The 24,046-nt window shown below is 35.6% G+C and carries 20 protein-coding genes; 12 read left to right on the plus strand and 8 right to left on the minus strand.

Going from position 1 to position 24,046, the window contains the following annotated elements; all coding sequences use genetic code 11:
* The first annotated feature begins 117 nt into the window (after positions 1 to 117).
* The 4 genes from LNP19_RS05875 (at position 118) to LNP19_RS05890 (ending at position 5,943) form a co-directional block, all read left to right on the plus strand.
* Positions 118 to 1,095, plus strand: coding sequence for a ribonucleotide-diphosphate reductase subunit beta (locus tag LNP19_RS05875; RefSeq protein WP_230063860.1), 978 nt, complete (start codon positions 118 to 120; stop codon positions 1,093 to 1,095).
* Between the two features lie 222 nt (positions 1,096 to 1,317).
* Positions 1,318 to 3,732 carry a ribonucleoside-diphosphate reductase subunit alpha gene (locus LNP19_RS05880; RefSeq protein WP_230063861.1) on the plus strand — a complete coding sequence of 805 codons (2,415 nt, stop codon included), beginning with the start codon at positions 1,318 to 1,320 and terminating at the stop codon, positions 3,730 to 3,732.
* Between the two features lie 260 nt (positions 3,733 to 3,992).
* A complete protein-coding gene (locus tag LNP19_RS05885) occupies positions 3,993 to 4,469 on the plus strand; it encodes an RDD family protein (RefSeq protein ID WP_230063862.1) in 477 nt (158 codons plus the stop codon).
* A gap of 127 nt (positions 4,470 to 4,596) precedes the next feature.
* Positions 4,597 to 5,943 (plus strand): deoxyguanosinetriphosphate triphosphohydrolase, encoded by a 1,347-nt coding sequence (locus tag LNP19_RS05890; protein WP_230063863.1) that lies wholly within the window; start codon positions 4,597 to 4,599, stop codon positions 5,941 to 5,943.
* 3 nt (positions 5,944 to 5,946) lie between these two features.
* On the opposite strand, the gene LNP19_RS05895 is transcribed toward LNP19_RS05890, so the two are convergent.
* Complete coding sequence (locus LNP19_RS05895) at positions 5,947 to 6,897, minus strand: DUF3078 domain-containing protein (protein ID WP_230063864.1); 951 nt, start codon at positions 6,895 to 6,897, stop codon at positions 5,947 to 5,949.
* Positions 6,898 to 6,928: 31 nt separating this feature from the next.
* Positions 6,929 to 8,716, minus strand: coding sequence for a 1-deoxy-D-xylulose-5-phosphate synthase (locus tag LNP19_RS05900; RefSeq protein ID WP_230063865.1), 1,788 nt, complete (start codon positions 8,714 to 8,716; stop codon positions 6,929 to 6,931).
* A 38-nt stretch (positions 8,717 to 8,754) separates the two neighbouring features.
* On the opposite strand from LNP19_RS05900, the gene LNP19_RS05905 reads away from it, so the two are divergent.
* Positions 8,755 to 9,198 carry a nucleoside deaminase gene (locus LNP19_RS05905; protein WP_230063866.1) on the plus strand — a complete coding sequence of 148 codons (444 nt, stop codon included), beginning with the start codon at positions 8,755 to 8,757 and terminating at the stop codon, positions 9,196 to 9,198.
* A gap of 130 nt (positions 9,199 to 9,328) precedes the next feature.
* On the opposite strand, the gene LNP19_RS05910 is transcribed toward LNP19_RS05905, so the two are convergent.
* The gene (locus tag LNP19_RS05910; protein ID WP_230063867.1) at positions 9,329 to 10,873 is read right to left on the minus strand and encodes an Rne/Rng family ribonuclease; all 1,545 of its coding nucleotides are present in this window, start codon (positions 10,871 to 10,873) and stop codon (positions 9,329 to 9,331) included.
* A 391-nt stretch (positions 10,874 to 11,264) separates the two neighbouring features.
* Positions 11,265 to 11,555, minus strand: a complete 291-nt coding sequence (locus LNP19_RS05915; protein ID WP_016989051.1) for an HU family DNA-binding protein — start codon at positions 11,553 to 11,555, stop codon at positions 11,265 to 11,267.
* Positions 11,556 to 11,689: 134 nt separating this feature from the next.
* On the opposite strand from LNP19_RS05915, the gene mutY reads away from it, so the two are divergent.
* From mutY to gldD, 4 genes are read left to right on the plus strand one after another with little or no spacing between them, the layout of a single operon-like run.
* The gene (mutY, locus tag LNP19_RS05920) at positions 11,690 to 12,724 is read left to right on the plus strand and encodes an A/G-specific adenine glycosylase (protein ID WP_230063868.1); all 1,035 of its coding nucleotides are present in this window, start codon (positions 11,690 to 11,692) and stop codon (positions 12,722 to 12,724) included.
* Between the two features lie 50 nt (positions 12,725 to 12,774).
* Positions 12,775 to 13,215 carry a single-stranded DNA-binding protein gene (locus tag LNP19_RS05925; RefSeq protein ID WP_230063869.1) on the plus strand — a complete coding sequence of 147 codons (441 nt, stop codon included), beginning with the start codon at positions 12,775 to 12,777 and terminating at the stop codon, positions 13,213 to 13,215.
* 23 nt (positions 13,216 to 13,238) lie between these two features.
* Entirely contained in the window at positions 13,239 to 14,537 is a 1,299-nt protein-coding gene (locus LNP19_RS05930; protein WP_230063870.1) for a gliding motility-associated protein GldE, read from the plus strand.
* Positions 14,530 to 15,126: a gliding motility lipoprotein GldD gene (gene gldD / locus LNP19_RS05935; protein WP_230063871.1), complete on the plus strand. Its 597-nt coding sequence runs from the start codon at positions 14,530 to 14,532 to the stop codon at positions 15,124 to 15,126. Before LNP19_RS05930 ends, gldD begins: the two co-directional genes overlap by 8 nt.
* Before the next feature lie 92 nt (positions 15,127 to 15,218).
* Here gldD and LNP19_RS05940 read toward each other — a convergent pair whose 3' ends face one another.
* Positions 15,219 to 15,593, minus strand: coding sequence for a heavy-metal-associated domain-containing protein (locus LNP19_RS05940; RefSeq protein ID WP_230063872.1), 375 nt, complete (start codon positions 15,591 to 15,593; stop codon positions 15,219 to 15,221).
* 110 nt (positions 15,594 to 15,703) lie between these two features.
* Here LNP19_RS05940 and LNP19_RS05945 point away from each other — a divergent pair, with 110 nt between their 5' ends.
* Entirely contained in the window at positions 15,704 to 16,570 is an 867-nt protein-coding gene (locus LNP19_RS05945) for a DMT family transporter (RefSeq protein ID WP_230064215.1), read from the plus strand.
* Between the two features lie 92 nt (positions 16,571 to 16,662).
* Here LNP19_RS05945 and LNP19_RS05950 read toward each other — a convergent pair whose 3' ends face one another.
* Complete coding sequence (locus LNP19_RS05950; protein ID WP_230063873.1) at positions 16,663 to 18,711, minus strand: M16 family metallopeptidase; 2,049 nt, start codon at positions 18,709 to 18,711, stop codon at positions 16,663 to 16,665.
* A gap of 10 nt (positions 18,712 to 18,721) precedes the next feature.
* Positions 18,722 to 20,044, minus strand: coding sequence for a M16 family metallopeptidase (locus LNP19_RS05955; RefSeq protein ID WP_230063874.1), 1,323 nt, complete (start codon positions 20,042 to 20,044; stop codon positions 18,722 to 18,724).
* Between the two features lie 260 nt (positions 20,045 to 20,304).
* Between LNP19_RS05955 and rplU the strand changes: the two genes are divergently transcribed.
* Positions 20,305 to 20,727, plus strand: coding sequence for a 50S ribosomal protein L21 (gene rplU, locus LNP19_RS05960; RefSeq protein ID WP_230063875.1), 423 nt, complete (start codon positions 20,305 to 20,307; stop codon positions 20,725 to 20,727).
* Between the two features lie 23 nt (positions 20,728 to 20,750).
* Positions 20,751 to 21,017, plus strand: a complete 267-nt coding sequence (gene rpmA / locus LNP19_RS05965; RefSeq protein ID WP_066333538.1) for a 50S ribosomal protein L27 — start codon at positions 20,751 to 20,753, stop codon at positions 21,015 to 21,017.
* A 198-nt stretch (positions 21,018 to 21,215) separates the two neighbouring features.
* Here rpmA and LNP19_RS05970 read toward each other — a convergent pair whose 3' ends face one another.
* Positions 21,216 to 23,990: an outer membrane beta-barrel protein gene (locus tag LNP19_RS05970; protein WP_230063876.1), complete on the minus strand. Its 2,775-nt coding sequence runs from the start codon at positions 23,988 to 23,990 to the stop codon at positions 21,216 to 21,218.
* Positions 23,991 to 24,046 lie beyond the last annotated feature (56 nt).

The following is a 24,046-nucleotide window of genomic DNA, read 5'->3' on the forward strand; positions in this document are numbered from 1 at the left end:
AAAAACTAGGGCCGATTGTGAATAAGTTTGGCTTTTAATTGCCGCAATATTTCACAATCTTTGTAACTCTCAAAAAGTATAAAATTCCGTTAAAATCTTTTAAAAAATAAAATTATAATGTCGCAAATTGAACCAATTTTACAAGAGAATAAAAATCGTTTCGTAATTTTTCCTATCAAACATCATGATATTTGGGAATGGTATAAGAAGATGGAGGCCAGTTTTTGGACTGCAGAAGAAATTGATTTATCGCAAGATTTGAATGATTGGAACAATAAGTTAAGTGAAGATGAAAAATATTTCATTAAACATATTCTTGCTTTTTTTGCCGCATCTGACGGAATTGTAAATGAGAATTTGGCTGAAAACTTTGTCAATGAAGTGCAATATGCCGAAGCGAAATTTTTCTATGGTTTTCAAATCATGATGGAGAACATTCACAGCGAAACTTATTCGTTATTGATTGATACTTATGTCAAAGATGAAACCGAGAAAGATGAGCTGTTTAATGCATTGGAAGTATTTCCTGCAATCAAGAAGAAGGCAGATTGGGCTTTGAAATGGATTGAATCGGATTCATTTGCAGAACGTTTGATTGCTTTTGCAGCCGTAGAAGGGATTTTCTTCTCAGGGGCGTTTTGTTCTATTTATTGGTTGAAAAAACGTGGTTTAATGCCAGGATTGACCTTCTCTAATGAATTAATTTCTCGTGACGAAGGTGTTCACTGTGACTTTGCGGTGCATTTGCACAACCACCACTTGGTGAATAAAGTGCCAAAAGACAGAATTAGAAGTATCATTGTAGATGCTTTGAATATAGAAAGAGAGTTTATTACGGAGTCGCTTCCGGTAAGTTTAATAGGGATGAATGCTACATTGATGACGCAATACCTAGAATTTGTTGCGGATCGATTGTTAGTGGAATTGGGTTGTGACAGAGAATACAATACTACAAATCCATTTGATTTTATGGACATGATTTCGCTTCAAGGGAAAACCAATTTCTTTGAGAAAAAAGTGGCCGAATATCAAAAATCAGGTGTGATGAATACGGATAGTGATGCTCAAAAAATATCTTTTGACGCTGATTTTTAAAATTAAAATTTTTATTGAACCTGTAGTTAATTAGTTCTTGACTGGTTTGATTTTTGTTTAATACCTTCCTGTTACTGTGGTTTTAGCCCAGATAGCAGTGGAAATCCTTTTTATTTTTTTTAAATAAAAAGATTGCAACGGATAGCTGGAAGAAGCTCCAAAAAAAGATTACAAATAACGAAAACAGCGAAGGGATTTTCTGTTTTAAAAACAAACAAAAGTATGTACGTAGTAAAAAGAGACGGTCGTAAAGAGCCGGTAATGTTCGACAAAATCACGGATAGAATTAAAAAACTATGCTATGGTTTGAATGATTTAGTAGATGCCGTGAAAGTGGCGATGCGAGTAATTGAAGGACTTTATGATGGAGTTTCTACGTCAGAATTAGATAATTTAGCAGCCGAAACCGCGGCTTCGATGACTATTGCGCATCCTGATTATGCTCAATTGGCGGCGAGAATTGCGATTTCGAACTTGCATTCCAATACTAAAAAATCATTCTCGGAAACAATGAACGATATGTTTCATTATGTGAACCCGAGAAATGGACAAGATGCGCCTTTGCTTTCAGAGGAAGTGCATAAGGTGATTATGGAGAATGCGGAATTCTTGGATTCTCATGTCATCTATAACAGAGATTTTAATTATGACTATTTTGGTTTTAAAACATTAGAGCGTTCTTATTTGTTGAAAATAAACGGTAAAATTGTTGAAAGACCACAACATATGTTGATGCGTGTGTCAGTTGGAATTCACTTAGATGATTTAGAATCGGTGATTGAAACCTATGAGCTAATGTCGAAGAAATTCTTCACTCACGCCACACCAACATTGTTTAATGCAGGAACTCCAAAACCTCAAATGTCTTCTTGTTTCCTTTTGGCCATGCAAGATGATAGTATTGACGGGATTTATGATACTTTGAAGCAAACGGCGAAAATCTCGCAATCAGCAGGTGGAATAGGACTTTCTATTCACAACATCCGCGCGACAGGAAGTTATATACGCGGGACCAACGGAACTTCAAATGGGATTGTTCCTATGTTGAGAGTTTTTAACGACACGGCAAGATATGTTGATCAAGGTGGTGGAAAACGCAAAGGTAGTTTTGCGATTTATATCGAAACTTGGCATGCCGATATTTTTGAATTCTTGGATTTGAAAAAGAATACCGGAAAAGAAGAAATGCGTGCTAGAGATTTGTTCTTTGCTATGTGGACTTCGGATTTATTCATGAAAAGAGTACAGGAAGATGGTATTTGGACCTTGATGTGTCCTAACGAATGCCCAGGATTATATGATGTTTATGGCGAAGAATTTGAAGCTTTGTATGTAAGTTACGAGCAGCAAGGAAAAGGAAGGAAAACGATCAAAGCGCATGAATTGTGGGAGAAAATCTTGGAATCGCAAATTGAGACTGGAACTCCTTACATGTTGTATAAAGATGCGGTCAATAGAAAATCAAATCAAAAAAATCTGGGAACTATTCGTTCATCGAATTTGTGTACGGAGATTATGGAATTTACTTCCAAAGATGAGATTGCAGTTTGTAACTTGGCTTCATTGTCATTGCCAATGTTTGTGGAGAATAATGAATTCAACCACGAATTATTGTTTACCGTTACAAAACGTGTAACCCGAAACTTGAATAGAGTTATTGATAGAAATTATTATCCTGTAAAAGAAGGAGAGAATTCAAATAAACGTCACAGACCTATTGGCCTTGGAGTACAAGGATTAGCGGATGCTTTCATCATGTTGCGTATGCCTTTTACCAGTGATGCAGCTAAGAAACTGAATCAGGAAATTTTTGAAACCCTTTACTTCGCTGCTGTAACGGCTTCGATGGAAATGGCCAAAGAAGAAGGGCCGTATTCTACTTTTGAAGGTTCACCAATGTCTCAAGGAGAGTTTCAGCACAATATGTGGGGAATGAAAGATGAGGAATTATCAGGTCGTTGGGATTGGGCTTCATTGCGTAAAGAAGTGGTAGAGCACGGAGTTCGTAATTCATTGTTAGTTGCGCCAATGCCAACAGCTTCTACATCTCAAATTTTAGGAAACAACGAAGCATTTGAGCCCTATACTTCTAATATTTACACTCGTCGTGTATTGTCAGGAGAATTCATCGTGGTAAACAAACATTTGTTGCATGACTTAGTAGAACTTGGTTTATGGAATGAAACCTTGAAACAAGAACTAATGCGAAATAATGGTTCGGTTCAAGACTTAAATATTCCGCAAGATTTGAAAGAATTGTACAAAACCGTGTGGGAAATGTCTATGAAAGACATTATCGATATGTCACGTCAACGTGGTTATTTTGTAGATCAATCTCAGTCATTGAACTTGTTTATGCAAAATGCCAACTATTCGAAATTGACCTCTATGCATTTCTATGCTTGGCAATCCGGATTGAAAACAGGAATGTATTACTTAAGAACAAAAGCGGCTGTTGATGCAATTAAATTCACATTGAACAACGATAAAAAAGCAGAACCAATTCAGGTATTGTCGAGACCTGTGTCGGCTCCTGTTGCCACTGCTCCGGTAGAATTGACTGCCGAAGAATACAGAGCGATGATCGAATTGGCTAAAAACGCCGATCCGGATGATTGTGAAATGTGTGGGTCGTAAGAATTTTGGAGTGATTAACGATTTTTAATCGAAATTCAATAATTCATAGCTCTTTTGTCATTTCGACGAAGGAGAGTTCTAAAGCAGCTATCATTTTGGTAGCTGCTTTTTTTTTGAGTTAATAAAAAAATAAAATTGCGGTTTATTGATGTAAATAATTTAGTTTGATTAGAATTATAGTCTGCTGATAATTAGTTATATTTGAGTAAGTTATACTTTGTTAGGTTTTTATTTTTTAAAAGATACTAAAACGGTAAAATATGAAAAATATAGAATTTACAATTACGGATGATTTGCTGGCGACTAAACAGCAGCGTCTTCTCAATTTAATCATTGATTTACTGTTTCTCTATATCATTATATTGAGTGTTGGGACAGCTGTTATGCTTATAGGAGAAGCTTCTTATAATTTGGCGCTTTCTGATTGGATAAAGTCAATGGGTTGGCTTGAGATTGTTTTTTACAGCTTACTAATTATGTTTTTGTACTATAGCCTGACCGAGATTTATTTCTCTCGAACTTTTGCTCAACTGGTAACCAGAACGGTTGTTGTGAAGAAAGACGGTTCTAAACCTGATAATGCAATGTTCTTCAAAAGAACATTGTTTAGGTTTATTCCTTTTGAACCTTTCTCCTTTTTAGGCGCTTCATCAAGAGGATGGCATGATGTTTTTTCGGAGACTTATGTAGTCAAGAAAAAGAAGTTAGCCAGAAAAATGAAATTAATTGAAACTTAGAGGAAACTGCGGGAGCATAGTTTGAAAACAATAAAAACAACCATCATTAACGATGGTTTTTTTGTTTTAAACAGTTGCTTTTTTCTATATTCGCTACTTGTAATTTAATAGTACTTAAATAGTAAAAATGAACTGGGAACAACTCTTATCACTAAAACGCCAAGGCGATACCAGCAAGCGATTGCGAATAGAACAAGATGATACCCGTTTGGGATTTGAGGTAGATTATGACCGGATTATTTTTTCCTCGGCTTTCAGAAGCCTTCAAGATAAGACGCAGGTGATTCCGCTTTCTAAAACGGATTTTGTTCATACCCGATTAACGCATAGTTTAGAAGTTTCTGTTGTTGGGCGTTCTTTGGGACGTTTGGTTGGGAAAAAGATTATTGAAAAATATCCGCATTTAAAAGAAGTTCACGGATTTCATATGAACGATTTTGGGGCTATTGTGGCTGCAGCATCATTGGCTCATGATATTGGGAATCCGCCTTTTGGCCACTCAGGAGAGAAAGCCATCGGAGAGTATTTTTCGATTGGAAATGGTCAGCAATATAAAAGCCAGATGACTGATAAAGAATGGCAGGATTTGATTGATTTTGAAGGGAATGCCAATGGCTTTTCGGTTTTGACAGCCAGTCGTCCCGGAATAGAAGGCGGACTCCGAATTTCCTTTGCCACTTTGGGTGCTTTTATGAAATACCCTAAAGAGAGTCTTCCAAAAAAACCAACAAAAAATATCGCTGATAAAAAATACGGATTCTTCCAAACGGATAAAAAATTCTTTCAGGAAGCAGCCAAAGATATGGGTTTGATTTTCAATAAAACAGGAGATGACATTGGTTTTGAAAGACATCCCTTGGCTTATCTTGTGGAAGCTGCGGATGATATTTGCTATACTATTATTGACTTTGAAGACGGAATTAATTTGGGCTTGGTCTCAGAAGATTTTGCTTTAGAATATTTGATTAAATTGGTCAAAGACAGTATTGATACTTCAAAGTACAAGACCTTAGAGACTAAAGAAGATCGTATAAGTTATCTGCGGGCCTTGGCTATCGGTAGTTTGATCAATGATGCCGTAAAAGTATTTGTTGCTAACGAAGAAGCGATTTTGGAAGGGCAATTCCCTTTTGCTTTAATGGATAAAAGTAAGTACAAGGTTCAGATGGATGATATTATTAAGATTAGCGTCAATAATATTTATCAAAGTCGCGAAGTGATTGAAAAAGAAATCGTGGGTTACCAGATTATACAGACTTTGTTGGATAAATTCATAACGGCTTATAATAATAAATTTAACGGGCATGCGTCGAATTATGATGCGTTGATCTTGAAATTATTGCCGGAGAAACATCTTTTGGAAAAAGAAAACGTTTATGAAAGATTGCTTCATATTTGCCATTTTATTTCCTTGCTTACAGATGGAAATGCATTGGAATTATACGAAACAATCAATGGACGCAAGAAAGATTAATTATTAAAAAACATACTCTAAACCTACGCCTAAAACTTGTTTTAATTGCAGTTTTGGGCCGACGGTTGTTTGTACTCCGTTAATTTCTTCTTTGGATTTAATATCGTCGTCATAGACAAAATGGGCTCCAATATTCGCCCTGACATATCGGTTTACCACTAAATTTAATTGAGTATTACAATCAATGTCAACATTGCCAAAATTATTGATGTAATCAGAATACAAACTCAATCGGTTTTCAAGAATTATATTTTTAAAAATTTCCTTTTTTAAGTAACTGGTTATTAGGAATCCAAGTTCTGTTTTTGATTTTTTTCCTTCATAAATTAAGTTTCCGTCGACGTCGTAGACGGCTTTGGCAACACCAAAGGCTCCTTGATTTGCTAAATATTGATCTAAAACGAGCGTGTTTTTCATCGTGATAGGTGAGATGTAAAGGTTTTCGTCTTTTTTCTTGCTAGAATATTCTGCTCCGGCTCCTAGGAAAGTATAAGCAGGCGCAAAAAGTCTCGAAATAGCGATCTCTCTATTCGGGTATTTGTAACCGTTTGTAAACTGGGTATTAAAGGTAAATTTTGCCGAATGATACCAATTAGAAGTACTGTCTTTTCTGTAGCCGATAGTGGAGTTGTATCGAAAGGCATCATCTGTTTTTCTAAGATCAAGACCGTCTTGTTTGTTTACACCATAACGCACAATAAGTTCTTCGACCCATTTGACATTTCTATTAGAATAAGTTAGAACAAAGCTTCCTTTAAACAATCCTGAAATAGAACTCTCTCCTCCTGAACTCCAGTTCATAAAGGCAATTTCGCTGAAATCGAAACCAATAGTGTTTTTTCCGTTCCAATTTGAAACGTTTTTAGGTTTAGGGCTTACAATGTCTTGGGAGAAGCTGTTTATAGTGAACAGTAATAAAAGTGTCAATAAGGTGTTGCATGCTAACTTTGTCATGAATATCAATATTTTTTAGATGGCAATATAATTATTTCAAATAGTTTAAAAAAATCTGTTCAAGAGAGCTAACGTCAACGTTGCAATATTGTTGTAGTTCTTCTACCGTTCCCTGTTCTATAAATTGATCAGGAATTCCTAATGTTTTTATTTCTTGGAAATATTGATGTTGTGATGCAAATTCAAGAACGCCAGATCCAAATCCTCCAATAATTGTGCCATCCTCTATTGTAAGGATTGTTTTAAATTTCTTAAAAATAGAATGTAGTGCTTTCTCGTCCAAGGGTTTGACGAATGCGAAGTCGTAGTGCGCAATTTCATCCGGATTTGCTATTTTGGCTAAAGCCAAAGTAACGTTTTTACCAATCGGTCCATTGGATAAGACTGCTATTTTAGTTCCTTCTTTTAAGCAGTTAGAAGAGCCAATGGCTATTTTTTCATAGTGACCGAAATTGACGGATTCCCAATCACTAATCACACCACGACCGCGCGGGTATCGTATGGCTATTGGGTTTTTTAGTCCTAATTGTGCGCTGTATAAAATGTTTTGGAGGTCAATTTCGTTCAAAGGAGAATAAATGATGATGTTGGGAATACAACGCAAATAAGCCAAGTCATATACGCCATGGTGCGTGGCGCCATCTTCTCCTACTAATCCAGCTCTGTCCAAACAAAAAATGACGGGCAAATTTTGTAGAGCAACATCATGAATTACTTGGTCATAAGCTCTTTGTAAAAAAGTAGAATAAATATTGCAAAAAACGATCATCCCCTGTGTTGCCATTCCTGCCGAAAGTGTAACGGCATGCTGCTCGGCAATTCCTACATCAAAAGCGCGATCCGGCAATGCTTCCATCATAAATTTGAGGGAACTCCCGGAAGGCATTGCTGGGGTTATGCCAATGATTTTTTCATTTTTTCGTGCCAAATCCAAAAGAGTTAGGCCAAAAACGTCCTGGTATTTTGGAGGGAGGTTTTCCTCTAATTTTTTATGTATTTCTCCTGTATTGGCGTCAAATTTTCCCGGAGCATGGTATTTCACCTGGTCTTCTTCGGCTTGTTTTAAGCCTTTTCCTTTTGTGGTGATAACGTGAAGGAACTTTGGTCCTTTTGTTTTTTGTAATCGTTTCAATTCTTTGATTAAGGCAAAAACATCATGCCCGTCAATAGGTCCTGAATAATCAAAATTCAAGGATTTGATCATGTTATTTTGCTTTGGATTTTTTCCGTTTTTAACCGAAGTCAGGTATTTTTTTAAAGCACCAACACTTGGGTCAATTCCGATGGCGTTGTCGTTTAAAATTACCAATAAGTTGGCATCCGTTACTCCGGCGTGATTTAGTCCCTCAAAAGCCATTCCTGAGGCTATAGAGGCATCGCCAATCACTGCAATGTGTTGTTTGCTGTAGTTTCCTTTTAAATTGGACGCAATTGCCATTCCCAAGGCTGCCGAAATGGAAGTGGAAGAGTGGCCTACGCCAAAAGCATCATAAATACTTTCGCTTCTTTTTGGGAAACCGGAAATCCCATGTAATTGTCTGTTGGTGTGAAAAATGGCTCTTCTTCCGGTCAATATTTTATGCCCATAGGCCTGATGTCCCACATCCCAAACCAATTGATCTTCTGGTGTGTTGAATACATAATGCAAAGCGATGGTTAACTCGATTACTCCTAAGCTAGCGCCTAAATGGCCTTCTTTTGTTGAAACAATATCAATAATGAAATTACGTAATTCTTGTGCTACTTGAGGAAGTTGGGCTTCGTCGAGTTGGCGTAAATCCTCGGGATCGTTTATGTTTAAAAGCAAATTTTCTGGCATAAAGCAAATGTACGAATTGAATGCTGTATTTTTGCTTCATGGAAAATATTTTCACTGACGAATACTTTATGAAAAAGGCTTTACAAGAAGCCGAAATGGCTTTTGAGCATGGTGAAATTCCTGTAGGAGCTGTTATTGTTGTTAATAATACTATAATAGCGAGAAGTCATAATTTGACCGAAATGCTGAACGATGTCACGGCCCACGCCGAAATGCAAGCTATAACCGCCGCGGCTAATTATTTAGGTGGGAAATATTTGAAAGATTGTACGCTTTATGTAACGCTGGAGCCTTGCCAAATGTGTGCAGGCGCTTTGTACTGGAGCCAGATTTCTAAAATTGTTTTTGGAGCCAGCGATGAAAATCGGGGCTACGAGAAAATGGGAACACAGCTGCATCCTAAAACAATTGTAAAAAGAGGTGTTTTGGCTGATGAAGCCTCTGATTTGATGAAACGTTTTTTTGCTAAGAAAAGAAAGTAATCCTGTTTTTCTGAATTTGATTTTAATGTAATAGGGTTGTACTTGTGTTGATAATATTGAGTCAATATGAACAATATACTTAAAAAAATAAGCAAAAAAAAACTCCTCAATTTCTTGAGGAGTTTCTGATTTATTCTTTTATAACATTTCCTTTTTTGTCATAGAAATGATATTCTAAATACGTGTAAGCGTCACGAGGTATGATTTTCACCCATTTTTTATGTTCAAAAAACCATTTTGAACGTAATGATGGAAAACCTTTGGTAAGGTATGCTGCCACAAAGGGATGTACGTTGAGAACAACTTCTTTATGGGTTTTTAAAACTCGGTCTAAATCAGATGCAATTTTATCAATGATTAAAATTGGCGCTTCAATTTCGCCATTCTCATTGTTAGGATCTTCTTCTCTGGTTTTAATGTTTCTTTCTGGTCTTACTCTTTGTCTGGTAATCTGGACTAATCCAAATTTACTAGGAGGCAAGATTTTATGTTTCGCTTTATCATCGCTCATTTCTTCCCTCAGGAAGTCGAACAAAACTTTACGATTTTCGGGATTCGACATGTCGATAAAATCAATCACAATAATTCCGCCCATATCTCGTAGACGCAATTGTCTGGCGATTTCGGCAGCGGCAATCATGTTGACTTCCATGGCGGTGTCTTCCTGGTTAGTGGCTTTATTAGAACGGTTTCCGCTGTTTACGTCTATGACGTGAAGAGCTTCGGTGTGTTCGATAATAAGATAAGCCCCTTTACTCATGGAAACAGTTTTCCCGAATGAAGTCTTGATTTGTCTCTCTATATTGTATTTCTCGAAAATAGGCGTGTCGTTTGATTGATAAAACTTAACAATGGATTGTTTGGATGGTGCAATTTCTTGCAAATAATCCTTTGTTTGGTGGTACAACTCTTCATCATCAATTTGAATACTGGTAAAAGTATCGTTAAAAACGTCTCTCAATATTGAAGAAGCTCTGTTGAGTTCTCCTAATACTTTGGACGGATGATGAGCAGTTGGTAATTTTTTACACATTGCAGTCCATCTGCCAAGCAGGTTCTGCAAATCTTTTTCTAATTCGGCTGTATTTTTGCCTTCGGCTACTGTGCGAACAATAACACCAAATCCTTTTGGTTTGATGGATTGTACTAATCGTTTCAAGCGATCCTTTTCTTTTTTGTCTTCTATTTTTTGAGAAATAGAAACGCGATCCGAAAAAGGAACTAAAACAATAAAACGTCCGGCAAGAGAAAGCTCAGCGCTAATTCTTGGCCCTTTGGTAGATATTGGTTCTTTGACGACTTGTACTAAAATAGATTGATTGGCGTTGATTACATCGGTAATGGTGCCATCTTTGTCTATTTCTTTTTCAAACTGAAAGTTTTTTAGGGAGAAATCTTTTATTTTACCTGCGCTTACAAGTTTTATGAATTTCAGTTGGGAAGTTAGATTAGGACCTAAATCGTGATAATGTAAAAAAGCATCTTTTTCGAAGCCTACATTTACAAAAGCAGCGTTTAATCCGGCAACTGGTTTTCGTATTTTGGCAACAAAAATATCACCAACCTGAAAGTTGCTTTTCTCTTCTTCTTTGTGTAATTCAATTAGTTTTCCATCTTTTAATAAGGCAAAATCTACGAAATCAGAACTAGATCGAATGATTAATTCTTTATTCACGTTGTAAATTTTTATCCGAACTTTTTAGTTTTCAGTTTTCAGTTTATGGTTTTCAGTTTTACAACTCATAACTCATAACTTATAACTCATAACTGAATTGTAAGGATGGATTAAACAATAATTTTAACAGGTATTGAACCCGGATGGAAGTTCAGATGGCAGATGCCAGTTTTCAGGCAGCAGTTAAAACTGCAATCTGTAATCTGTAATCTGTTTTCTTTTTTCCAAATTTCAATGAACGGTTAAAAAAGAAAAAGTAGTTTAAAACTACTTTTTCTTTTTGTGACGGTTAGCTCTAGCTCTTTTTTTACGTTTGTGCGTCGCTACCTTATGTCTCTTTCTTTTTTTACCACTTGGCATATCTTGTCGATTTTATGATTAGTTAATATTATTATTTTGCTTCGTTATTAATTTTTACTCCTTCTACAAATACTTTTGCAGGTTTGAAAGCAGGGATGTTATGCGCAGGAATTTTTATTGTAGTGTTTTTAGAGATATTTCTACCTGTTTTCTCTGCTCTAGTTTTTACTATAAAACTACCAAAACCTCTTAAATAAACGTTATCTCCAGTCTCTAATGAATTTTTTACTTCATTCATAAAGGTCTCAACTGTTGCTTGAACATCACCTTTTTCAAGGCCTAATTTTTCTGAAATTTTCGCTACGATATCTGCTTTCGTCATTTTCTTTCCTTATTTATTATTTTATAATAATTTTTTTGAGTTTGCAAATATAGGAATTTAAAAAACAAATATTCAAGCTAATTCATTAAATTTTAATCACATAAACTTTTACTTTTGTCAACAAATATTCAATAATGATTTTTTCTAACTCACTTATTCAATGGTATTTACAAAAAAAACGTGATTTACCTTGGAGAAATACTACAAATCCTTACGCTATTTGGCTCTCAGAAATAATGCTTCAACAGACTCGTGTGGCGCAAGGAACGCCTTATTTTTTGTCTTTTATGGATGCCTTTCCCACTGTTTTTGATTTGGCCAAAGCCAATGAGGAAGAGGTGCTGAAGCTTTGGCAGGGTTTGGGTTATTATTCTCGTGCAAGGAATTTGCATAAAACGGCTCAATATGTGGCTTTTGAGTTAGGTGGTGTTTTTCCTGGAACTTATAATGATTTGTTGAAGTTGAAAGGCGTGGGCGAATATACTGCTGCGGCGATTGCTTCTTTTTCGTATAACGAAGCGGTTCCGGTTGTAGATGGAAACGTGTTTCGAGTACTTTCTCGTTATTTTGATGTTGAAACGGATATTGCTTTGGCTTCAGCCAAAAAAGAATTCGCGGCTCTGGCTTTCGAATTAATGCCAAAAGATATGCCGGCTATTTTTAATCAGGCGATAATGGAGTTTGGCGCTTTGCAATGCGTTCCTAAAAGTCCCGATTGCGGTCTTTGTGTTTTTAATAACAGCTGTGCCGCCTTGCAAAAAAAGAAAGTGGCTCAATTGCCGGTGAAATCAAAGAAGGTGAAAGTGAGGAATCGCTACTTTAATTATTTAGTGGTTTCGGATGAGGAGGAAAATACTATAATTCAAAAACGGACTTCGAAGGGAATTTGGCACAACTTATATGAATTCCCTTTGATTGAAACGGAAAAAGAAGAAGGTTTTGATTGTATTGCTGATCAGGTGCAAAAGAATCATTTTGCTCCCAATACTATTATAGGTATGATGGAGGATAATGAAAAAAGTATCATTCATAAATTATCGCATCAGCATTTGCATATAAAATTTTGGAAGATAAAGATAAAAGGCAGAGTTGAAGGCGGTATAAATAAAGAGAATTTAAAAACTTTGCCATTCCCGATTGTGATTTATAATTTTATTGAAAAGGAATAAAATTAATTTCTAAAAAAATGTACCTTTGGTAGAAATGCGATTTAAACACTATGAACGGAACATTAAATAAGGTAATGCTGATAGGTCATCTTGGTGATGAAGTGAAGATGCATTATTTTGACGGAGGCAATTGTATTGGTCGATTTCAATTAGCAACCAATGAAGTCTATATCAATAAAACGACAAACGAAAAGATTGTTTCTACCGAATGGCACAATTTAGTGGTGCGTAACAAAGCGGCCGAAATTTGTGAAAAATATTTATCAAAAGGGGATAAGATCTATGTGGAAGGACGTATAAAATCACGACAATGGCAGACGGAGGAAGGAATTGTGAAGCATACTTCGGAAATTCAGGTGACTGAGTTTACTTTTTTATCGACAAAAAAAGGAAATGAAAACAGCAAACAAATTCCCGATCAGGATTCCGTAAAAAACACTAACTTTGACCCACAAAATAACGGCTTGCCAATCAATGATTTGCCGTTTTGATTGTCTAACTAATCCTTTTTAATTTGGACCCAGAGCCCAGTTTAACACTTTTAAACGCACTAGATACTGAACTAGTGATTGATTTTATCGGAATTGCGGCCTTGCTTTTTTGCTCGGCATTAGTTTCCGGAGCCGAAGTAGCCTTGTTCTCCTTGTCTCAAAAAGACATCGATGATACAATTCAAGAAAATCCCTCAAAAGGAAAAATCCTATCGGATCTTTTACAGAAACCAAAAAAACTATTAGCAACCTTGTTAGTGGCTAATAATTTTATCAATATTGGTGTGGTAATTTTGTTTTCTTTTGTTGGTCGTGATTTGTTTTCGGGTATAACTTCCCCAGTTTTAAAATTTGTATTGGAGGTTATTGTAGTTACTTTTTTATTGTTGTTGTTTGGAGAGGTTTTGCCTAAAGTATATGCCAGCAGAAACAATATTAAGTTTGCTAAAATAATTGCTTATCCAATTGTTTTACTGGATAAACTGCTTTCGCCTATTAGCGTGCCCATGCGCAACACAACGGTTTATTTGCATAATAAGCTGGGAAAGCAAAAAACAAATTTTTCGGTAGATCAGCTTTCTCAGGCGCTGGAGTTGACTTCTTCGGAAGACACTTCGTCTGATGAACAGAAAATATTAGAAGGGATTGTGTCTTTTGGAAATACAGATACAAAACAGGTGATGAGTCCTCGAATAGATATTTTTGCTCTTGAAATCACAGAATCCTTTGTTGAGATCTATTCGAAAATTATTGAGAAAGGTTATTCCAGAATTCCGGTTTATCGCGATAATATTGATCAAATTGAAGGTGTTTTATTCGTGAAGGATTTGCTGCCGCATATTGATAAAAAGAATTTTGATTGGGTTGCATTGGTTAGAGAGCCTTTTTTCGTTCCGGAGAATAAAAAACTAGACAACTTGTTAAAGGATTTTCAAAGGATGAAAAGTCACTTGGCTATTGTGGTTGATGAATATGGCGGGACATCAGGATTGGTTTCTCTTGAGGATGTGATCGAGGAAATTGTGGGCGACATTAGTGACGAATTTGACAATGAAAATGTGGTTTATTCAGTGATAGACGATCACAATTATCTTTTTGAAGGGAAAATAAACCTGAAGGATTTTTACAGGATTATAGATGTTGACGAAGATCTTTTTGAAGTCAAAAAAGGAGAAGCAGAGACTTTGGCGGGATTTATTCTGGAAATTTTAGGAAACTTCCCTAAAAAAGGACAAAAAATAGCATACGAAAATTGCCTGTTCACCGTTGAAGCTGTGGATAAAAAAAGAATAATACAGATAAAAGTTACCATTGATGCTTAATTTAAAGTACTACCAACAAAAATCAAATCAAAATAGAGCTGCGATAAGGTTGATTGCGATTTTTGGATTGCTCTTGTTTTCGGCTTGTAAAGACGATGTATTGCCTAAGCCTTCGGGCTATTTGCGTTTGGATTATCCTGTCGCAAAATATGCTGATTTTGAGAATGAATGTCCGTTTACTTTTGAAATGAATTCGGATGCAGTGATTAAAGGTGAGAAGAATTGCGGTTTTACTATTTCGTATCCAAAAATGAAGGCAACGATCTATTTGACTTATAAACCGGTCAATAATGATATTAATAAACTGTTGCGCGATGCGCAAAAACTGACTTTTGAACATGTGATCAAAGCAGATGACATTTTGGAGCAACCTTATTTGAATCCGGATAACAAGGTTTATGGGATGTTTTATCAGGTGGATGGAAATGCAGCCACGAATTCGCAATTCTATGTGACGGATAGTATAAAGCATTTTGTCACCGGTTCAGTTTATTTCTATGCGAAGCCTAACTTTGATTCAATCATGCCGGCCGCGAGTTATATTAAAAATGATATGCAGCGACTGATGGAGACCATGAAGTGGAAGTAAACTGTCTAAGGTTGTTTATAAAAGTTTTTCATAAAAAAAAGCATTCACCGCGAAGTGAATGCTTTTTTTTATACAATCAAAAAATAATTTGATTATGATTTAGAGCTTTTTACAGTGTATGTTTTACCGTCTCCTGTAGCTTGAACTACCTTGGTTAGACTTTCAGGATTTTGGATCGTTTTGTCGAAAGTTACGCTAGCTGATTTTGTTTCAAAATCTACTGTGGCTGTTTGTACGCCGTCAAGGGCCGTCAATTCTTCTTGAATCGTTTTGGCACAACCCATGGCACAGGTCATTCCTTCAATGGCAAAACTGGCTGTTTGTAGATTCTCTGCAGCAATTTCTTTTTTAACTTTTGGAGCTACTGTTTCTGTTTCTGCAGTGGCAGTTTCAGGAGTGTTTTTTTTACAACTTACAAAAAGAAGGCTGGCAAGAGTTATCGCTGTAATTGATTTTGTGATATTCATAGTAATTGATTTTTAGGGATTTAACAAGAATTTAATTCGATTGCAAAATTAATAAAAAAACGAGGGCTAATTCATAAAATTATTACAATTTTGGGGGAAAAATAGAGATGATGGAATCAAAACAGTTGAAATGGGTTTATTTGGCAGTTCTTGCCTTGGTTTGGGGCAGTTCTTTTATCTTAATCAAAAAAGGATTAATAGGGCTTACTGCTTTGCAGTTGGGTTCGCTACGAATTGTGTTTGCTGCTTTGTTTTTGTTGTTAATTGGTTTCAAAAGTTTGTTTAAGATTCCGAAAGAAAAATGGAAATATATTGCCTTGACTTCGTTGTTTGGAACTTTTGTTCCTGCTTTTCTTTTTGCATTGGCTCAAACGGAGATTGATAGTTCAGTGAGTTCTATTCTTAATTCTCTGACGCCTTTGAATACCTTGATTTTGGGAGCCTTGATTTTTGGGGTTAGTTTTCAAAGAAGACAGGTTTTTGGTGTTTTTATTGGGCTTTTGGGTAGTTTGTTGTTGGTTTTTAACGGTGCAATGAACCATCCGGATCAGAACTACTATTATGCAATTTTGGTAATTATTGCTTCAATCTGCTATGCAGTAAATGTGAATCTGATTAAGCGGTTTTTGTCTGATTTGAGTCCGGTGAGTATTACTACAGGTAATTTTTTGGTATTGCTATTTCCGTCTTTGACTATTTTATATTTAACGGGTTTTACTTCAGCAATTCATATCGAAAAAGTGCAAGAGGCTATTTTGTTTATTATGATTTTGGGAGTTGTGGGAACGGGGATTGCTAATATTTTATTTTTCAAATTGATTCAGATTTCATCGCCTGTTTTTGCAACTTCGGTGACCTATTTGATTCCTGTAGTGGCTTTTTTCTGGGGATTGCTGGATAATGAAATGCTTACTTCGATACAGTTTTTTGGTGCTTTTATCATATTGATTGGGGTTTATTTATCTGCCAAAAAGTAGTTTTCAAATTAAGCAGACTATTTATAAAATAACAAAGGCTATCATTTGCGATAGCCTTTGTTGGTTGGTTTATTGGTTAGTCGTATTTTTGACTATTTGAAATCAGCATCAGTAACACCTTCGTTAATGGTAATTTCAGACATTTTAATGTCTAATTCAAAACCTACATTCTGAACGATGTTGAAAGGTACTTTTACTCCTTTTACCTCTCTGTAGTCGCCAAAGTTAGTTGTTTGGGTGATGGATTTACCTCCTTGTTCCATTGTTTTGGCTTCGGCAATTTTCAATCCAGAAGTCACATCAAAATAAAGTGTAGTTTTTCCGTTTTTAATGGCATAAGCTTCTTTTCCGTTTAAGTTTTCAATACCGTCAAGGCTGATACCTTCTTTTTTGGAAAGCTGTAATTCTTCAAATAAGACTGCGCTACTTTTCATTTCAGCTAATTCGCTTCCTTCAAAGTTTTTTCTTTGTCCTTGTTGAAGAACGTAAGCACTTGTTTCATTAACTACTTGTTTCATTAGACTCATAGTCCCCATGGCTAATTCTACGTTTAGTTTTCCTTTGCTGTCTGCTTTTGAAGTAAAGCTTAGCGGAGAAGGAGCTTGTGGGATTGTAGTAGAACCTTTCATGGAGATGGTTTTTACTGCTTTTACCGCTTTTTCTCCACCAATGGCTACAATGTATTTGTCTAATACGCTTTTGAATGTTACGTCTTTTGGGATGTCTTTTTTGAAAACTGGTTTTTCGATAGGATTACCAAATTTGTCAAAATAAAACATTGGCATTTTTAGGTTTTCCAATGCTGGAGCTACTTCGGCTCCTTTACCTACAACTAGAATTCGGATATTATCGGCCAAGAAATATTTATTGGCTACCGCTTTGATATCTTCTACGGTTACCGCATTGATGCTTCGGATGTAATTTTCGTAAAAATCAGCAGGTAAATTTTGTGTTTCTGTGTTTAATGCATAACGGGCTACTGTTGCCGGTTTTTGAATTTGCATTACAAAGTTACCAATGTATTTTGCTTTGGCATTTTTCAAGTCGTCAGCAGATACTAATTCGGTTCTGATCTTTTTTAATTCGTTTAAAATTTCAACTACAGAGCTGTCTGTTACAGCATTTCTTACTGATGTTGAAGAACGGAATTTTTCTACATATTTGCCATATCCTATTGAAGAATATGCTCCGTATGTCCAACCGTGTTTTTCACGTAAGTTCAGGAATAATCTTCCTTCGCCACCGCCACCAAGAATTTGATTTGCTAAAATAGCGGCAAAATATTGTTTGTCGGTGATTTTTAGATTGACTGTGTTTACAACGGAAATTTCAGATTGTACCGCATTGGGCATGTCTACAAAGTTAATTTGTGACTGCGCTACGTTTTTAGGATCCGGATAAGTTATTTGCGGAGCAGTAGCTTTATTCCAAGAACCAAATAGTTTTTCAACTACTTTTTTTATCTCTTTGGTTTTTACATCACCTACAATAATCAGGTATGCATTTCCTGGGACAAAATTGTTTTTGTAGTTTGAAACGGCATCTTGCAAAGTTACTTTGTTGATGCTTTCCGCGCTTAAATATTCACCTGAAGGATGATTTGCTCCAAAAGTCAAAACATTTTCAACTCTTCCGGCTACAGCAGTAATGCTTTTTTCTTGAGACTTGATGGCCTCTAGCATTTTTGCTTTTATTTTATCGAATTCTTCTTGAGTGAAAACAGTGTTTAGCGCACCGTCTGCCATTAATTCTAATATTCTACCGGAATATTTAGATAATCCGCTGGCAGAAGCTCCATTTGCATCAAAACCGATATTTGCTCCTAAGAAATCTACTTCTTCATTGAAGGCGTCTTTGCTAGTTTTAGTGGTTCCGCTTCCTATAAGTTGGCTTGTAATGTCGGCAACTCCTTTTTTGTCTCCTTCGGCATAAGGCATGTTGTCTAAACTTAATCGGAATGAAACTCTTGGTAGTTTATGGTTTTCAACCACCATTACTTTTAGTCCATTTTTTAGTTCAAAATTGTTGGATTTACCAATTTTGATTGTTGGAGAAGCGGTGGCTTTTGGTTGTGGAATTATTTGTCCTTGCATAGCTAAAGTCAAAAACAGACTGGATATTATATATATTGTTTTTTTCATGATGTTGGTATTAATTATTGGATTTGTCAGTTGGAACATAATCTAATACTAATCTTTGGTTTGGATTTAGGTATTTTTTGGCAACGTCTCTAATCTCTTCTGGAGTGATAGAATGGTATATTTCAATCTCAGTGTTAATTAGATTTACGTCTTTGTATAGCAGGTGGAAAGTAGCAAGATTCTCGGCAATTCCTTCAATTGTAGAGTTGCTATTTACATACTGATTGTCGTACTTATTCTGTAATTTCTTTAGTTCTTTATCCGAAATTAATTCAGTTTGTAATTTTACGATTTCAGCATCAATTTCAGCAAGGATGTTCTCAGCTGTGCTTGGAGCTTGCGGTAAACCGTACAGGATGTATGTTCCGTAATCTTCCTGGTTGTAGCTAAATGCACCAATCTGTAAAGCCATTTTTTTGTCGTCAACAATTTTTTTGTACAATCTGGAGCTTTTTCCATCGCTTAAGATTGTTGAAATGAAATCCAATACTCTAGCATCACGAGTTTTCATCGATGGCGTTCTGTAGGAAGCAACTATCATTGGGATTTGAATGTTAGGGTCTTCAAATTTAGATTTAATAGTTTTGGTAATAGGTTCTTCTACGAAAGTTTCTCTTTCAATAGGAGCACCTTTTTTAATAACGCCAAAGTATTTTTGAATCCACTCTTTAGCTTGGTTTTTGTCGAAATCTCCGGCAACAACAAGAACAGCATTGTTAGGAACGTAAAATTTCTTGTTAAATGCTTCAAATTCATCCAGTGTTGCGGCATCTAGATGGTTCATTGATCCAATGGTTGTCCAGCGATAAGGATGGTTTGTAAACATTTTTTTCTTTACCTCGGGAATCAATTCTCCGTAAGGACTGTTGTCATAACGCAATCTTTTTTCTTCTTTAACGACCTCGTTTTGCGTATCAACGCCAATTTGGTTGATTACTGGGTGTAGCATTCTTTCGGCTTCCATCCATAGTCCTAATTCTAGATTGTTAGAAGGGAATACTTCGTAATAATAGGTTCTGTCTTCAGTGGTGTTGGCATTGTTTGTTCCTCCGTTTCCGGTAACAATTTTAAACCATTCACCACGCTTGATGTTTTGGGTACCTTCAAATAATAAATGTTCAAAAAAGTGTGCGAAACCAGTTCTTTCCGGGTTTTCATTTTTGGCACCTACATGGTACATTACTGATGTGATTACAACTGGTGCCGAAGGGTCATTTTGTAAAATAACATGCAGGCCGTTGTCTAAAGTGTATTCTTCGAAGGCTACTTTTTGAGCAGAAACAGCTCCTCCAAGTAAAAGTGTGGCGCTTAATGCCATTATTGATTTTTTCATAAGAATTAATAAAATTATGTTGGTAGTAAGTAGCAATAGTTGTTCTATTGTTACATCAAAAGTAATTTTTTTTAATGGTTAAATAGGAAAATTACTGCTTTTTTAACAAGATTAGTCAAGTTTGAGAAAGCTAACTTGTGCTGGTTTATGGTTTCTAAAACAAGCGAAAATAAAGAGGCTATTTTTTTTGATACAACTGATTGCTTAGTAAATATTTAATTGTATATTTGCAACCTTAAAAATTAATAAAACAATTTGTTATGTACGCAATCGTAGAGATAGCAGGGCAACAATTCAAAGTAAGCAAAGACTTAAAGGTTTATGTTCACCGTTTGGCTAATGAAGAAGGTTCAAAAGTTTCTTTTGATAAAGTTCTTTTATTAGACGATAACGGAAACGTTACTTTAGGCGCCCCAGCTATAGAAGGTGCTTCTGTAGAAGCTAAAGTGTTACAACACTTAAAAGGAGATAAAGTTATCGTTTTCAAAAAGAAAAGAAGAAAAGGATACAAAAAGAGAAACGGTCACAGACAGTGTCTTACTCAAATTGTAATTGAAGGTATTACTTCAACTGGTGCTAAAAAAGCAGCTCCTAAAAAAGCGGCGGTAGAAGCAACTGCAGAAACTGCAGCTCCAAAAGTGAAGAAAGCTCCAAAAGCAAAAAAAGAAGATACTCAAGAATAATAACAAAATAAAACTAATACGTCATGGCTCACAAGAAAGGTGTCGGTAGTTCCAAGAATGGTAGAGAATCAGAATCGAAACGTTTAGGTGTTAAGATTTTTGGTGGACAAGCTGCTATTGCAGGGAACATCATCGTAAGACAAAGAGGTTCAAAACACAATCCAGGTGAAAATGTTTACATCAGTAAAGATCACACCCTACACGCAAGAGTAGATGGAGTGGTACACTTCCAAAAGAAAAGAGATAATAAATCATACGTTTCAATCCTTCCTTTTGAAGTTGAAGCATAATTGATTTTCTCAATTTATTTAAAAACCCGTTTCGAAAGAAGCGGGTTTTTTTGTGTTCTTAGCTTTTTAAAGGGAGTGATTGTGTTTGTGATTTGGTCAATTTAAAAGTTTATTCTTTTCCGTTTTGAACTCATAAAAAAAGCCGTCCTAAGAACGGCTTTTGGTTTTTGAATTTAATGGAAGTGTTTTGTGAGGGTTTTAGTCGTTTCTAAAATTTTGTCCGCCTCTTCTGTTGTTATCTCTATTTCCAGGGATTTTTTTCATGCCAGCAAAATCTTCGATTTTATAGGTTAAAGAAAATAAGGCGTATCGCTTTAAAATAGTGTTTTCTTCATCGCGTATAGTTGTGGCCGAAATGGTTCTGGAATAACTCTGATTTTGATTCAGAACGTCATATACCTTTATTTTTGCAATCAGTTTTTTGTCAAATAAACCATAGGACAAGCTAGAGTTCCATTGGTAGAAATTATTATTTGTTCTGCTGGCATCATAAGTGTAGCCAAAGTCATTTCCGAAAATCCAATTTTTAGGCCAGTAGTTTGTGGTTTGTAAATTAATTCTGTGAACAGCATTCGATCTTCCGCTAATCTGATAATTTTGATATTTGGATTCATTATACGACATGCTGTAGGAAGGGGCGATGGTTAATAATTCTCCGTAATCATAATTAAAATACATTCTAGGACTGATTCCTATTGATTTAGCCTCATATAAAACGCCGTCTGTAAAACCTTTGTTCAATGAATAGCTACCTCTAAGGCCTATTCCATATCGAAAGACATGTTCCTCCTTTTTTATGGTTTGATTCCAGTTTCCTCCCAGTGAAGTCGAATAGGTTCCTGATATGTTCTCGTAGGTCGTTGTTCTTTTTCTGCTTTCATCAAAAACAGTGCTTGAAACAATTTCGCTATTATTAAAAGTTGCGCTTGCAAATAAACTGTAGCCGGAACGAGTTCTGAAATCAAAATTCCTGAAATCTAAGTTAATATTGTGCTTTTCATTGGGATTTAAATCGGGATTTCCTATTACAGTGTTCAGTGGATTAGATAAATTAGTAATCGCTAATAATTGATTTGATGAGGGCAAGCTATTAAGGTAATCATATTTTAAAGCAATAAATTTAGAGCGCTCGATTCGATATCTGATTTGTGCGCCTCCATAAGGCAGCAGGTATTTTTTATTTAAATTGGCAGCTTCTCCTTTGTAGAGCGAGTAGTTGTCAAATTGTATAATCGAAGTGCTGGAGTTTAAGTTAAAAGTAAATTTATTCTTCTCAAAACTCAAGCCAACTTTTGGACTAATTGAGTTTTGTCTGGAAGTAGTGTAAGTCGATAATCCTTCATTTAAAATTGAAAAGCTGTTTGAATTGGTATCAAAATCGTAGGTTTTTAAATCTTTGATCTCATTCCTCCAGTCAAAATCAGCTCCAAAGCGGACACGCAAAGAGTCGGTAATAGGTTCAGTGTATTCGATATCGGCCGAATAGGAATCCGAGATGTTGTCGTTTTTGCTCTTTTGATTTCGAATATCATTTGATTCGAATAAACCATCCTTGTAAAGAATTGTGGTAGATTCAGCAAAAGTGTCTGAGTCGCTGTTGTTGTTATTGTTGTTGAAAACAAAACTTAAATTACGTGCTTTTTTTTCAAAAGCTCTATTGAAATTAATCGAATTTCCAAAACTGCTTGATTGGTTTTCTCGCAACGATATTGAATTGCTTTCGTTTAAAAATTGGTCATTTTCGTCTTTAGAAAAGCTGTCGGAGTTATTAGAACTATTCGAACGAGATAAATTGACATTTGGCCTAACGACTATTCGTGTTCTAGGATCAATTTTATATTCCAATTCAAAATTAGCTTTATTTCCGGTGTTTTCATCTTTTGAGCTTGAATTAGATTCTGTTGTGAAATTCCCGGTGGGTTGAAGATTTATTGTTTTAGATCGGTTGTCGTTTGTGGTATTGGTATTGTTAAACGAGTAATTTGCCGAAGCATCAAAACCTTTAAACCATTCGTCAGTATAGTTAAATCCTCCTAAATTTGACTTTGTAATTCCTCTTCCTGAGGAAGAACTGTTTCCTCCGTTATTGTTTCTCCCACCACCCATGCTGTCAAAAACTTCATCCATAGAGAAGCCTGTAGAGTTGATGTTATTAGAGGAAGCTAAAACGCTAATTTTTTGTTTGTTATTAAAGAAGTTCATTACCATGCTGCTTTCATAACGATTGTCTGTGCCGTAGCCTCCTAAAAATTTCCCAAACATACCTTTGTTTTTGTTGTCGTCGATAGTGAAGTTAATACTCGAAAAATCAGAAGTAGATTCTTGTTTTGATAGTTCTTCTTTTTTGGTTTTAAAGTCAGAAACCTGAACTTTATTGATGATCTCGGCAGGTAAGTTTTTTAAAATCATCGCTCCATCTTTGTCAAAAAAGGTTTTTCCATTGACTAGAAATTGGGTTACGTCTTTTCCATTAACCGAAACTTTTCCGTCACTGTCAATTTCAACACCGGGCAATTGTTTTAGCAGCGTTTCTACATTAGAGTCTGGGCGCACCTTAAAAGAAGAGGCGTTAAATTCTAAGGTGTCTTTTTTTACTCGAATAGGCGGGGCTTCTGTTTTTATCGTTACTCCATCCAATGTGTTGAAGGATTCAGATAGGTAAATAGTATTGAAGTTTTTGTTTTCTGAAATTTTGGTCAGTTCTTCTGTAAATGTCTGAAATCCCATAAAGCTGACTTTTAGAAATACAGGTTTATCGTATTTCTTAGTCATAAATTTAAAAATGCCTTCCTTGTTTGTAGTAGCATATTCTAATACGGCCGAATCTTTTACAGTAGAAAAATAGACGGTAGCTGCTTCTAGCGGAGTTTGGTCATTGATGTTTAAAACTTTACCAGTAATGCTGTATTGTTCTTGAGCATTAGTTAGAAAAGGAAAAATTAAAAAAAGCAGAATGGAATAGTACTTTAGCATATTAAATTTATTTGACTGGTTTTTAGATGTCAAATAATTAGAAAGGTTTAATGGTT

This window comes from Flavobacterium acetivorans (assembly GCF_020911885.1).
Lineage (GTDB): Bacteria > Bacteroidota > Bacteroidia > Flavobacteriales > Flavobacteriaceae > Flavobacterium > Flavobacterium acetivorans.

Excerpts from the sequence above, each read along its gene's own strand:
- LNP19_RS05875 (WP_230063860.1), top strand. The coding sequence starts at position 118 with ATGTCGCAAATTGAACCAATTTTACAAGAGAATAAAAATCGTTTCGTA.
- LNP19_RS05880 (WP_230063861.1), top strand. The coding sequence starts at position 1,318 with ATGTACGTAGTAAAAAGAGACGGTCGTAAAGAGCCGGTAATGTTCGAC.
- LNP19_RS05885 (WP_230063862.1), top strand. The coding sequence starts at position 3,993 with ATGAAAAATATAGAATTTACAATTACGGATGATTTGCTGGCGACTAAA.
- LNP19_RS05890 (WP_230063863.1), top strand. The coding sequence starts at position 4,597 with ATGAACTGGGAACAACTCTTATCACTAAAACGCCAAGGCGATACCAGC.
- LNP19_RS05895 (WP_230063864.1), bottom strand. The coding sequence starts at position 6,897 with ATGACAAAGTTAGCATGCAACACCTTATTGACACTTTTATTACTGTTC.
- LNP19_RS05900 (WP_230063865.1), bottom strand. The coding sequence starts at position 8,716 with ATGCCAGAAAATTTGCTTTTAAACATAAACGATCCCGAGGATTTACGC.
- LNP19_RS05905 (WP_230063866.1), top strand. The coding sequence starts at position 8,755 with ATGGAAAATATTTTCACTGACGAATACTTTATGAAAAAGGCTTTACAA.
- LNP19_RS05915 (WP_016989051.1), bottom strand. The coding sequence starts at position 11,555 with ATGACGAAAGCAGATATCGTAGCGAAAATTTCAGAAAAATTAGGCCTT.
- mutY (WP_230063868.1), top strand. The coding sequence starts at position 11,690 with ATGATTTTTTCTAACTCACTTATTCAATGGTATTTACAAAAAAAACGT.
- LNP19_RS05925 (WP_230063869.1), top strand. The coding sequence starts at position 12,775 with ATGAACGGAACATTAAATAAGGTAATGCTGATAGGTCATCTTGGTGAT.
- gldD (WP_230063871.1), top strand. The coding sequence starts at position 14,530 with ATGCTTAATTTAAAGTACTACCAACAAAAATCAAATCAAAATAGAGCT.
- LNP19_RS05940 (WP_230063872.1), bottom strand. The coding sequence starts at position 15,593 with ATGAATATCACAAAATCAATTACAGCGATAACTCTTGCCAGCCTTCTT.
- LNP19_RS05945 (WP_230064215.1), top strand. The coding sequence starts at position 15,704 with ATGGAATCAAAACAGTTGAAATGGGTTTATTTGGCAGTTCTTGCCTTG.
- LNP19_RS05950 (WP_230063873.1), bottom strand. The coding sequence starts at position 18,711 with ATGAAAAAAACAATATATATAATATCCAGTCTGTTTTTGACTTTAGCT.
- LNP19_RS05955 (WP_230063874.1), bottom strand. The coding sequence starts at position 20,044 with ATGAAAAAATCAATAATGGCATTAAGCGCCACACTTTTACTTGGAGGA.
- rplU (WP_230063875.1), top strand. The coding sequence starts at position 20,305 with ATGTACGCAATCGTAGAGATAGCAGGGCAACAATTCAAAGTAAGCAAA.
- rpmA (WP_066333538.1), top strand. The coding sequence starts at position 20,751 with ATGGCTCACAAGAAAGGTGTCGGTAGTTCCAAGAATGGTAGAGAATCA.
- LNP19_RS05970 (WP_230063876.1), bottom strand. The coding sequence starts at position 23,990 with ATGCTAAAGTACTATTCCATTCTGCTTTTTTTAATTTTTCCTTTTCTA.